A 12,399-nucleotide genomic window follows, 5' to 3' on the forward strand; every position below is an offset into this window, starting at 1 on the left:
CCCCGTCTCCTCCTAATAATCGACTTCTTTTTTTCTGAAAAAGACCAACAGCAAGGCGGATGCACAAGCAACCAACAGAAATAAAATAACAGCCAAGGCCGAGCCCAATCCGATCGATGAGTTACTTCCTATGGAACCAAAGGCAAGTCTGTAAAAATAAGTTGTTAAAACGTCGGTGGCATAATAAGGCGAGCCTGACGAGCCTTCCATCGCATAAATGAGCTCAAACGTTTCGAAGGCACCTATAAAAGTCAAGATCACCGTGACCATAATTGATTGCATGACCATCGGAATCGTAATGTTGAAAAGCATTCGCCATCCTGATGCCCCATCAAGTTTCGCGGCTTCATAAATTTCCTGCGGGATGGACTGCAATCCGGCGAGGTAGACGAGCATCGAAAAACCGAGGCCATACCAGCTGCTGACAAAAATGATCGCGAATAGTGCCGTGTCGGGATTTCCGAGCCATGACGCGGTTAAAAAATCGAGGCCGACGGCACGGAGGAATGCGTTCAAAGCCCCATGGATCGGGTTTAAAATCAAATTGAACAAAAATCCGACGACAATAACGGATAACAGCTTTGGCGCAAAATAAACGAACTTGAAAAACTCGCGCCCTTTCGTCACGCTGTTGATGAGCAAAGCAAGAAAGAAGGCCAGGCAAAGCTCCGAAAAGAAAACGACGCAAAAGTAAAGGATGTTATGTCCGAAAGCATTGAAAAACCTTTCATTGTACGGCGATTCGGTAAACAATTTTACAAAATTGTTGAGGCCGACAAAATGCATGCGCACGTACCCTCTGAAGTCAAAAAAGCTGTTGTAAAACGCGGCAAGGATCGGATAAATCTGAAAGACGACGTACAGGAGCAAGGCCGGAAGAAGAAACAGATGAACGAGATGCTTTTTGAATTTGAACGGCTTCGATGGTTTTGAGTTCAAGGCTGTGATCGCATCCCCACGATGAGGATCTTCTTGTTTCTTATAAGCAGCATGCATTGTTTTGACCTCCAAAAAAGAGTGGAAGATCACAGTCTTTCCTCCTCGGGACCGACTGTGATCTTGAACAATTATTGCATCGGTTTAAACCATTTTTCGGCGGATTGCTGCGTCTCTTGAATGACTTGATCGATTGTCACTTGTCCGGTGTACATCCCTTGCAGCGCATTTTCAAACGTCGTTTTCGTTGACGGCGATCCTCCCGTGAAATGAACGAGCATCAAGTAAGGAGTGGTCGCCTTGTCACTCGCCTGCGAAATTTTCTTGATGATCGGCTGTTCCGGCGAAACGCCGCTGACCGCGCTTACCCGCGCAAACGTATCCGAGAACATTTGTCCGAACTGTTTCGAAGCAAGAAACTCCATAAAGACTTTCGCTTCTTCGACGTGCTCCGACTTTTTCACAACCGCATAAGAGCTGTCGACCCATGCGGTAACAGGCGCTTTTCCATTCTGCGTCTCAAGTGCCGGAATCACATCCACCGGCAAGTCCGGTGCTTTTTCGTGAAATTCCGAAAGACGATAGTCCCCGTTAATGTACATCGCAGCTTTGCCGGCGTAGAGGAGACCTTGAGCATCGTCATCGCTGATCCCGACAAAATCTTTCGGGAAATATTGAGCAAGATCCTTCATTCTTTGCACGGAAGCTTTGAATCCTTCATCGGTGAAGTCCGTTTCTCCGCTTGTGATTTTCTCAACGAATTCGTTACCTCCGTAAGCGGACGGCGCGATTACGCTGTGCAACAAAGAAAGCAGATAAGCCGCATTGCCCGATTGCGCAATCGGTGTGATCCCCTTACTTTTCAGAGTCTCGCAAACATTGACGAAGTCTTCCCACGTTTTCGGGACTGAAATGCCATTTTCCTCAAAGATTTTCGTGTTGTAAAAAATGACTGCGTTGTTCAAGGAAAGCGGAACACCGTATACTTTTCCGTCGCTGCCCCTTGCCGCGTCTTTAAACTGATCCGAAATGTTCGATAATCCTTTAATGTCATCCAGCGGAACCAAATAGCCGTTGTCCGGAATATCTTTGTTATAAGGACGCAATTGAATGATATCAGCGCCTTGGCCAGAGACGAGCGTGTTGGACAAAATCGTGTTGTATTCTGTTGATTTAAAAGGCTTGAACTCGACGTGAATGTCCGGATGATCGGCTTCGAAGGCTTTAATGATCTTTTCGTAGCCGGCTTGATCTTCAGTTCTCCAACTATACATGGTCAGCGTTACAGGCTCTTTACTTTTCTCATTGTTCCCGCCATCGCTTCCTCCTGCGCCGGATTCACTCCCTGAATCGTTGCCGGAGCAGCCGGACATAATGAAACAAATCACTAAGAACGGGATAAATAACGACAATATTTTCTTTTTCAACGTGTTTGCTCCCTTCTTTTTTGAAAAAAACACGGCTTGCTTATAGGCGAAACATACTGGCCGCCACTGCGTCATGAAACGCCTTTCTCAATTTTGCAAGCGGTTGCCGTCTCCCGAAATATACTCGGTTGGTCAGCAATATTACGTATAAACCGGTGTCTGGATCCATCCAAAGACTTGTCCCGGTATAACCGGTATGACCAAAGGAACGGGAAGAAAATCGGTTACCGGATACATCGTAACCGTCTCCTTTCAATACCCAACCGTATCCACGGTTCCCGTTCAATGATTTCGTATGATTGCGAACGGAGGAACGGATTAATTCAGGTGAAAGAATGCGATGTTCATCTCGACTTCCTTCCTCTAACCACATGGCTGCATACACACCGAGATCAACTGCTGTCGAAAACAGACCGGCATGTCCGCAAACTCCTCCTAATGCAAATGCACGTTCATCATGAACCTCTCCCCAAAGGCGATAACCAATGTCTGATCTGAACTCGGTCGCGGCCGTTCGCTCACGCAACGTTTTGGAAGGACAGAACTTGCTGTCCGTCATGCCAAGCGGCCGAAACAAATAGTGATCGGCGGCCTCGTCCAACGGCTGTCCTAACACTTTTGAAACAATTTCACCTAACGCGATGAATCCTAAGTCACTGTAGATCACCTGCTTTCCCGGCTCATCCGCAAGGGCTTGCGAGAAGAGGAAATTTTTGATTTCTTCGGATTCCCATCCTAGAAAAGTTTTTTCTACCGAAGGCGGCAGCCCTGAAGTATGTGTCAATAAGTGATGGATCGTCACCGACGCCTTCTTTCCGTTTCGAAATTCAGGCAAAAAGTCCGCAACGCAATCACTTAGAGTTATCGATTGATTTTCGATGAGCTTCAAAACTAGCGGCAGCGTCACAACGACCTTCGTCAAAGAAGCACAATCATACAATGTTTGCATGGATGTTTCGTAGCGCTGAGAATCGGCCATTGCGTAATGCCCCGCCGCATATTGACCGACGATTTGACCGCGTCTCCCGACGAGCGCCGCGACGCTCGGCGTCAACTTTTGCTCTACGGCATCCGTAAGAAGAGAGAACGCTAGGTCCAACTTCATGGGGTCGATTCCTGACCGTTCCGCAACGGTCTCCGGCACTTCGTTCAACATTCGGCAACGTCCTTTTACCCTATAGTTTCGACTGCCGTACCGCTTTTCTCGTCTTTTCCAACTTTTCGATGCTCGCTTGGTAATTTTCGCTGGCAATACCGATGTATAATATGTCGACAACATTCAACATCGAAATGCGAGAACTCATCGCGCCGCTTCGGATGCTTTTTTCCAACGAACTGGCATACAATGTAATGTCCGCGAGCTGCGAAACCGGATTATCGCCGAATTTCGTCAGTGAAATGATCGTCGCCCCGTTTTCCTTGGCGAGTCTCAACGAGCGAATTATATCGTCCGTCTGCCCGGAATTAGAAATACCCAGAACCACATCCCGTTCATTAAGATTCGCACTTACCGTCGCCATGGCATCGAAGCCATAAGCCGCTTCACACCAGCGATCGATGCGGGTAAGTTTTTGTTTGAAGTCTTCCGCGATCACGGCAGATGCCCCTATTCCGAAAACGGAGATCTTCCTGGCGGTACACAAACTTTTAATCGCCTTTTCCGTTTCTTCTTCAGACAATACGGACAATGTGTCTTTGATCGATTGAATGTTGTTGTGAGAAACCGAGCGAATTAGAGAATGCACGGAAGCATCCGCGGCAATCTCCTCATACGAATGATCCGTGTCGTTTCGATTGTTCAAATCATAGGCGATTCGTAATTTCAGTTCTTGAAACCCCTTACATTTCATTGATTTAGCGAATCTAACGATCGTCGCTTCACTAACCTTCGCCAACTTAGCAAGTTTCTGAATCGAGCAGTTGACCATTTCTTCCGGATGATCCAGCGTATATTGCGCAACTTTTTGTTCCGAAGGCTTTAAATGTGCAAGAGATTCTTTAATGCTTACCAATCCGCCCTTCAGCACATAGTCCCTCCATTCCGCATTATTTTTTGTTAATTTTTAATCTTTATAATATAAATGAGTATATTAAATTTTATTACATAAGTCAATATATTTTACGAAATAATATTTCATAAAAAGCTCACTAAAACTCATACAGGGTTTTTCAGTGAGAGTTGTGATGAACGAAAATTATATCGGGAGTCTCGTTTCATTCATCTATTTTCATCGTCACGATATGAAATTCGTATAGATCGTCCGCGCATAACCGCCCCTTGTTCAATAAAGTTCCTGTTTCAATCAAAAAGATGGAGTCGGGGGGCATTTTGTTCCATCAGTTCCAAAAATACTTTTGCCGCTTTTGTTTGAAATGGGGTGGCTTGCGTGATCAATGAAAAATTTCTCGTGAACGGAAACTCTTTCAACGGCAACGCCTTTAAAGTGCCGGCTTCCAGATCCCGGCGGATCGTCCACTGCGACAAAAAGGATACGCCGATACCGGCTGCAACTGATTCCTTGATTAATTGTGTGCTGCCGAACTCCATCGTTTTTTCCGGCTTGAATTGATGAAGCGAAAACATTTTTTCCGTCATTTCCCTCGTTCCGGATCCTTCTTCCCGTACAATCCATGTTTCCTGTTGGAGATCAGCCAGCTCGACCTGTTTCTTTCGGGCAAACCGATGATTATGAGAAACAACGACCATCATGTAATCCTTCACAAGCGGTTGAACCGCCAGCTTTTGGTCATGCACATCCCCCTCAATGATGCCGATGTCCAACTGTCGACGAGAAATCTTGTCTGCGACTGAGGCAGAGTTTCCGATCATGACCGAGGGTTTGATTAGCGGATACTGCTGCAGCAAGTCGGCAAGCAGCTGAGGCAGTACATATTCCCCAAACGAATAACTTGCCCCGATCGCCAACGGCCCTCCTGCTGTCTGCATTAAATCGACAACCAACGTTTTCATGCGCGCGTATAACCCGAGAATTTCTTTCGCGTGATGATAGACGACTTCCCCGGCTTTCGTCATCCTCACCATTTTATTGTTCCGTTCCAAAAGCGTCGCGTTTATATCTTGTTCCAGCGTTTTCACGTATTGGCTCACAGCGGGTTGTGTCATATGTAAAGCTTCGGCAGCGCGGGAGAAGTTTTTCTTCTCAGCGACGGTGACAAACACGAGTAAATGTTGATCCATCATGAAACCCCTCGATTCGCTGAATTTGGCATCATTATAACACATTACTTATCGTCACTATATTTATTATTTATTTTACTTATCGTTCCCTGTGACTTACGCTTAAAAAAGTTTCGTTACGCACGGATGAATAAACAGGGGGCAAGGATTTGAGAATGAAAACTTCAGAAACTACGGCAGCGGCACAGCCAATAGCCGATACGGTACGTAACCCATGGCCGTTTAGACAGTGGATGGGGGGACTTTTGTTTACCTTCGTCATTGCCGGTCTAGGCTATGGGCTCGCTCAACTTCCCGGCCCCGACCATGTCGGTTCGATGGCTTGCTCAATCATTCTCGCTGTCGTTTACAGGCAAATCTGGGGATACCCGGAATCGCTTCGGTCCGGAATTGAATTCTCCGCGAAAAAATTGTTGCGATATGCGATTGTATTATATGGTTTAAAATTAAACGTCAACGTGATTTTCAATGAAGGATTGCCGTTGTTGGCGCGAGGGGCGTTCACGATCGTTTTTGCGATGCTCGTTATGATGATTTTGGCGAAATGGTTAAAAGCCGACCTCTCTCTTTCGCTGCTTCTCGGCGTGGGTACCGGGGTATGCGGAGCTTCGGCGATCGCCGCAGCCTCGCCGATCATAAAGGCGAAAGAAGAGGATACGGCAATTGGAGTCGGCATCATTGCCTTCATGGGCACCGTTTTCGCGCTTAGTTATACGTTCATTCGGCCGTTTTTGCCGCTGTCTCCCGCCGATTATGCGGTCTGGTCCGGAGTGAGCTTGCATGAAATCGCCCATGTCGCTCTTGCCGCCGCTCCCGCTGGTCAAGATCCGCTTGCGATCGCGCTGCTTGCAAAACTCAGCCGGGTGTTTCTTCTCATCCCGCTTTGCTTTGTGCTGGTGTTTTGGATGAATCGAGGAAAAAGAAGCGACGATACTCCAGGCACGAAGACGCCATTTCCGTGGTTTTTGCTCGGATTTGTCGCGATGAGTTTGATCGGCAGTTACCTTATCGGTGATCTAATTGAAATCCCCGATCGTTGGCTGTCGGGGATTTCGGAACTCTCTCACTTTATCTTAACCGCAGCTATGGTCGGCCTCGGGTTGAATGTCAGCTTCGCGGCATTACGGAAAAAAGCGCTCCGTCCGCTGCTGGCAATGACACTCACTTCTGTTTTGCTGTCGATGATCACTTACTTGTCCTTATAAATGCGGTTTCTCCTTTCGAAACCAATCATCGATTTGCTGAACGATGCTTTGCATCGCACGCTCGTTCGAAAAGCTTGGCAAATGGACGAGCAGTGTCTGCGAGGGGGGATGCGCGTTTTCCCCGTGTTTTTGCAAAATCATGATGCTCTTGGCATAATGTTCTTTCTTGAACATCGTAAGCGGCAGCTGAAGAAGACCTTGAATGGCGGCCGTTTTCGAAATGAATGTTTTTAATGCTCCCGCCTGGTCGCTTTCAAAAAGGCCGTTTGGAATAAGGAAAATGGCGTATCCGCCATCCTTCAAGTGCCGCAAGCTTTGTTCGATCAACAAATGGTGGGCAAAAGAACGACCGCTTTTCGCTCGCACATCATAGCCGGCGGCAATGGCTTCATGCGGATAATACCCGATCGGAAGATCACAAACAATACAATCGACAGGATCGATCAACAAAGGCTGGATGCTGTCTTGATGAAAAAATTGCGTTGCGTGTTTTTGCAAGTTGCTGCTGACGTATGCCAATTTTAACAATAACTCGTCGGCATCCACAGCGTAACTTTGGTCAACCTTTGTTTGCGCGCTATTGAGCACAGCGGTCAATAAATTGCCGGAACCGACCGCTGGATCGAGGATAGTTACTGAGTCGCGTTCGGACGACAACTTGTTGAACAAATAGCCGATAAACAGAGAGACGGCATCCGGCGTCATTTCATGGTTCGGCTGCGTCGCTGCTTTCATCCCTTTTAACACTGCCAACTGGAACGCTTTGCGGATCTCTTCCGCTTTCAGTTGTTCGATGTCGATGTTCGAATAAAGGTCCTCAAGTTTTTTGACGACTTCCGAACGGACCGGTTGCAAGACTGCATGCTGAAACAAGTTTTCCCCTGTTTCCGCCAGTGCTTCCAAATAAGGAACGTCTTCGGTTTCTGACAACAAAACGCTCGAATCATCCAACACTTGAAAACATTTTTCTGTATTCGTCATGCTTTCCCTCCGTTTTTCAAGACTCCCATGCATTTGGCGAAACCGTTGCTGTCCGTCCGATCGCTTTTTGCGAGTTTGGCCGCTTTTTGCAGCGCAACAAACCATACGTGCGCATCCGCTTTCGCAACATCTTCAACACCGTATGCCTCGTAAAAACGACTTTTGCAACGCGCCGATTCAAAAGCATACTGAGCGACGTCCCAATAAGGGTCGCCGATCATCGAACGATCGAAATCAAACAGTAATAATCGCCCGTTTCGTTCGCCGATGTTCGCGAACCTAAAGTCGCCGTGAATGTAAGCCAAAGGGGTATACGGCGAGTCTTTCAATTGCGCAAGTTTTTCTTCAAGGCGTTCACCAACGGCAATCCAGTCACGTAACGATTCCACCGGTTTTCGAAAAGCGTGCGCCAAATAATCTTTCCATGTCGTGAAATGTTCGCCTGTGCCGGGGTCATAAACCGCTCCATACCTTCTCGTCGTATGGTGCAACTGCTTCATAAGGGCAGCGGCGGCAAGGTCTTTGTTCGCGCAATCAAAGGCTTCCTCAAGCGGTTGATAAGACATGTACAAACAGCGGCGGCGGACATCGATTTTGTAGACGACCGGCCGCATCGTACGGTCGATAGCTTTAACAGCTTCGATTTCTCTTTTGAAAGTTACCGGATCGAAAAACGTTTTTTTGACAATTTCCCCGTGTTTCGGATGCTTGACGAGATGCACCCGATGCGTTGAATCTTTTTCGGAAAGTTCTCTCACCACTTCATCCATCTTGATAACCTTCCTTTGTCCCGACTTCCTCTAGCATTTTAACATAGAAAAGAGAACAGCGGCTTAAGGGGCGCCTGAAGAGCAGCGCAAAAAAATCACCCGAGAAGCGTATCGGGTGAGAAATTATTGTACGGGCGTTTGATTTGTTTGGCTGGCTTGATTCGCTTGATTGGATGGTTGGCCTTGGTTCGCTTGCGGTTTCTTTCCTTTCAACATTTGTTGAATTTTCTCCGCCGCTTGCGGCGCCAAGTTCAGCATTTTTTCATAAAGATGCGTTGTGTTGTCGAGATGAATCAATTGAATGTCGTCTTTTTTCACAATCAAGAAAGCGATCGGCGTTATGGAAACACCGCCTCCGCTTCCACCGCCGAAAGGGAGTCCGCCCCCATCTTTCGAGCCGCTCATCTCACTTCCGCCCGCAGCGAACCCGAAGCCGACTTTGGAAACGGTCAAGATGATACTGCCGTCCGGCGTCTCCACGGGATCTCCGATTACGGTATTGACACTCGTCATTTCCTGCAAATTTTCAAGCGCGGTGTTCATCAACCCTTGAATCGGATGTTCCTGTTGCTGTTCCGGCATCGCCGTTGCCTCCTTTCAAGGACTTGAAAATGCGTCTCGCTGCGAGCATAGCATGCCCGATTCTGAAAGAAAACATGCAGGCGATCGTGGTCTCAAACCGTTGTTTCTGCCACAGCGGTTCAACGGAAAGTTCCGGTTCCGTCTTCCATTGAAAAAAACGATCCAATACGCCGAGTGCATTTCCCTTCAACGCCCATAGCGACCCAGCCGTCATACCGGTAACGGCTGCATCGGCGCATCCGATCCGGCTGTGCCAAGCAAAATCGACAAAAGTGACTTTACTCGCAAACCGGCGAACCGCAGCCACTGCATTTTCAAGTTTTCTTACCATTCTTTGCGTAAGCTTTAAACTCTCGTCAAGACCTGATTTTTCTTTTTTCGCCGATTCGTTCCCCTCTTTCGCCGGATAACCGTTTAAATCAACGGAATGATGCCGTGAATAAACCTTAATGCCCCATACGCGCATCGTGATCGTCATATCATTCGATTGATCTTGAAGGCAAAATTGAATTTCGACGTAAAGCCTTGAACACAGCAACGCGAACAGGCCGATGACGACTGCAATAAGCGCCGCATACGCAACCATTTCATTCCCTTCTTTCCATTTACAGTATCTCCGCCTGTGAAGGGAAATAAACAAAACCGCCTCGATAGCGAGACGGTTCATTCGTTGTCATACATGATGCTGTCGTCGACGACCGTTTTCATCACATTGGCGTTGGGGATCTCCTCGATGTCGACAGCAAACAAGTCTCGATCCAAAATGGTAAAATCGGCGGTATAGCCCGGGGCTATTTGGCCGCGTTCCAATTCTTTGCCGATCACGTATGCGCTCCCTTTCGTATACAAAGAAACTGCTTCGTACACGGATAGGGATTGTTCGGGGTAAAATCCTTTCCCCGGCTCTCCCGGCTGTTTCCTAGCCACGGCCGCATGGATGCCGAGCAACGGATCGGGAATCTCGATCGGCGCATCCGATCCTCCTGCGCAAGCAATGCCGGCTTCGAGAAGCGTTTTCCAGGCAAACGAGTGCTTCATTCGCGGCTCGCCGAGCCGTTCGATCACCCAAGGGAAATCAGACGGAACGAATTGTGGTTGAATATCGAGTACGACGGGCAGCGCCCGCAGTCGATTAATCAAATCGGGAGGTGTTACTTGCGTATGCACGAGCCTGTCCCTCATCCCCTCCGGAACCGGAAAGGCTTCAATGGCTTCCACCGCAAGCTCAAGAGCCCGGTCGCCGATCGTGTGAATGACAACAGGCATATCGCAAGCTCGCGCCTTCCTCACAAGCGACTTCAATTCGGGCAAATCATACATCGCCACGCCTGACGTGTCGGGAGCATCGTTATACGGGTCCCTGAGCAACGCCGTCCGCCCTCCGAAAGCTCCGTCGGCGAAAATTTTCATCGCGTCGAATTTGACGAAGGATGTCCCTTCTCCATACCGGCCGCCTTCCTCGTACATTTCTCCCACCACTTGATTGTGCACGAGCAAATGCGTACGAAATTTAATCCTTTTCCCGTCTATGACCTCACGGAAAGCATTCCACGTTCGCTTGAAACCGCCATGGTAATACAAATCCTCCGTATGCCCGCCGACTAGTCCCCGCCGTAACAAATCGTTCACCGCAATTCGTAAAGCATACCGCAATTCGGTATCGCTTTGTTTTGGAACTTGATTTTGCACGAGTTGTTGCGCATTATCGAGCAAATAGCCGGTCGGTTCTCCTTCGTTGTCGCGCACGATCACCCCTCCAGGCGGATCTGGCGTATGCGCGTCGATCCCCGCCGAGGCGAGCGCCTGTGAATTGGCAAGCAAAGCATGGCGGCATACCCTCGTCAAGATTAACGGCTTGTCGGGGGCGATGTCGTCAAGTTCTTTCTTATGAAAAATTTTCCGATCGGGAAAATGGTTCTCATTCCACCCTTCGCCGATTACCCATTCGCCGGCAGGCACCCCGTTTGCTTTTTCGCGTATCCTCCTGGCCATTTCTTCGGAAGAATATACGTCTGACAAATCCAGCCGCAACAACTTCTCTCCGTAACCGATCATATGCAAATGGCTGTCGACAAATCCCGGATACATCACATTTCCGTGCAAATCTATTTCCCGGGTAATTTTTTTGTCGACAGCCTCGCGAATCGCTCGTTCTGTGCCGATTCTTACAATTTTACCATTTTCCGTATAAATGGCTTCCGTCTTTTCGTTCTCTTTGCGCATCGTGTATATTTTTCCGCCGAACCATAATGTTCCCACAACATCTCTCTCCCGTTCTTTATGCTTCATGCACCAGTTTAACATGATCGTCCATAGCTGCGCACAAAAAAACACTGATCATGTCACACGAGCACGAAGCTCTTGGACCGATCCGTGTTTTAATTGTTTGCAAACGCGTCCATGAATTGTAAAACCGCCGGTCCTAACAAAACGATAAAGAGACTAGGAAAGATAAACAGCACGAGCGGAAAAAGCATTTTGATCGGCGCTTTCATCGCCTTTTCTTCGGCTCGTTGTTTTCGCTGCTCCCTTACTTCTTCGGATTGAATTCGCAGTACTTTCACTAGACCGATGCCTAATTTCTCTGCCTGTAAAATGTTGCTGATCAACACCCGCAGTTCGTTCAGCGTCAAACGCTCCCTTACCCCGCTCAAAGCATCCTTTCTCGTTTTCCCGAGTCGAATTTCCTCCAGGCAGCGGTGAAATTCCTCCGGCAGAACCCCGCTTTTGCGCGAAACCACCTTGCCAAGCGCCGAGTCAAACCCGAGTCCGGCTTCAAGGCTGACGGTCAGGAGATCAAGGATATCCGGAAGTTCTTTCAAGGCTTTTTCATTTCTCGATTTCGTCTTCATTCGCAAATAAAAACCGGGCAAAGCCGCAGCGACCGGAACTGAGAACGTGACGAACAGGATTGTGATCGACGAACGATTGCCGAGCAATTCCCCGTAAAAAAATGCGATCACCGGAAAAATTAAAAGCAGCGTAAGCTTGAACAAGCGGTACTCCACCGGTCCCATCCCAAGTGGACTTCCGGCTCGCAACAACTTGATTTCCAGTTTCGCTGCCTGTTCGCGTTTCATTTTCCGCTGGAAATTCCGTCTTATTTCACCCCAGAGTGGAGATCCGACTCTTTCCCACAACGATTGTCTCTCATTCTCGTCGCTGGGGACAGCCGCTCCGTCTTGATGAAAGACGGAGGAAATGCGCGATTGCACGAGTTTTCTTCTTTCTTCGCGAACCGTGGTCCAAAACATGCAAATCAGCAGGAATGTGCAAAAGAATGTGATGTAAAGCATGCA

12 protein-coding genes are annotated in these 12,399 nt (G+C 48.2%); 1 reads left to right on the forward strand and 11 read right to left on the reverse strand.

The window, feature by feature from the left end:
• Positions 1–12: 12 nt before the first annotated feature.
• The 5 genes from VFK44_00370 to VFK44_00390 form a co-directional block, all read right to left on the reverse strand.
• Positions 13–996, reverse strand: coding sequence for a sugar ABC transporter permease (locus VFK44_00370; GenBank protein HET7626825.1), 984 nt, complete (start codon positions 994–996; stop codon positions 13–15).
• A 71-nt stretch (positions 997–1,067) separates the two neighbouring features.
• Positions 1,068–2,363, reverse strand: a complete 1,296-nt coding sequence (locus tag VFK44_00375; protein HET7626826.1) for an extracellular solute-binding protein — start codon at positions 2,361–2,363, stop codon at positions 1,068–1,070.
• A gap of 40 nt (positions 2,364–2,403) precedes the next feature.
• Entirely contained in the window at positions 2,404–3,519 is a 1,116-nt protein-coding gene (locus VFK44_00380; GenBank protein HET7626827.1) for a serine hydrolase domain-containing protein, read from the reverse strand.
• Positions 3,520–3,538: 19 nt separating this feature from the next.
• The gene (locus VFK44_00385) at positions 3,539–4,390 is read right to left on the reverse strand and encodes a MurR/RpiR family transcriptional regulator (protein HET7626828.1); all 852 of its coding nucleotides are present in this window, start codon (positions 4,388–4,390) and stop codon (positions 3,539–3,541) included.
• Positions 4,391–4,662: 272 nt separating this feature from the next.
• Positions 4,663–5,562: a LysR family transcriptional regulator gene (locus tag VFK44_00390; protein HET7626829.1), complete on the reverse strand. Its 900-nt coding sequence runs from the start codon at positions 5,560–5,562 to the stop codon at positions 4,663–4,665.
• A gap of 155 nt (positions 5,563–5,717) precedes the next feature.
• Here VFK44_00390 and VFK44_00395 point away from each other — a divergent pair, with 155 nt between their 5' ends.
• Positions 5,718–6,767, forward strand: coding sequence for a putative sulfate exporter family transporter (locus tag VFK44_00395; protein HET7626830.1), 1,050 nt, complete (start codon positions 5,718–5,720; stop codon positions 6,765–6,767).
• Here VFK44_00395 and VFK44_00400 read toward each other — a convergent pair.
• The 6 genes from VFK44_00400 to VFK44_00425 form a co-directional block, all read right to left on the reverse strand.
• Positions 6,762–7,748, reverse strand: a complete 987-nt coding sequence (locus tag VFK44_00400) for a class I SAM-dependent methyltransferase (protein HET7626831.1) — start codon at positions 7,746–7,748, stop codon at positions 6,762–6,764. The two genes, VFK44_00395 and VFK44_00400, sit on opposite strands and share 6 nt — an antisense overlap.
• A complete protein-coding gene (locus VFK44_00405; protein HET7626832.1) occupies positions 7,745–8,518 on the reverse strand; it encodes a phosphotransferase in 774 nt (257 codons plus the stop codon). The genes VFK44_00400 and VFK44_00405 overlap by 4 nt, the downstream gene beginning before the upstream one ends.
• Before the next feature lie 123 nt (positions 8,519–8,641).
• Positions 8,642–9,100 (reverse strand): GerW family sporulation protein, encoded by a 459-nt coding sequence (ytfJ, locus tag VFK44_00410; GenBank protein ID HET7626833.1) that lies wholly within the window; start codon positions 9,098–9,100, stop codon positions 8,642–8,644.
• On the reverse strand, positions 9,045–9,686 hold the full coding sequence (locus tag VFK44_00415) for a DUF2953 domain-containing protein (GenBank protein HET7626834.1): 642 nt from the start codon (positions 9,684–9,686) through the stop codon (positions 9,045–9,047). Before VFK44_00415 ends, ytfJ begins: the two co-directional genes overlap by 56 nt.
• Positions 9,687–9,763: 77 nt before the next feature.
• Positions 9,764–11,359: an amidohydrolase gene (locus tag VFK44_00420; protein ID HET7626835.1), complete on the reverse strand. Its 1,596-nt coding sequence runs from the start codon at positions 11,357–11,359 to the stop codon at positions 9,764–9,766.
• A 119-nt stretch (positions 11,360–11,478) separates the two neighbouring features.
• Entirely contained in the window at positions 11,479–12,396 is a 918-nt protein-coding gene (locus VFK44_00425; protein ID HET7626836.1) for a type II secretion system F family protein, read from the reverse strand.
• Positions 12,397–12,399 lie beyond the last annotated feature (3 nt).

Source organism: Bacillales bacterium (genome assembly GCA_035700025.1).
Lineage (GTDB): Bacteria > Bacillota > Bacilli > Bacillales > DASSOY01 > DASSOY01.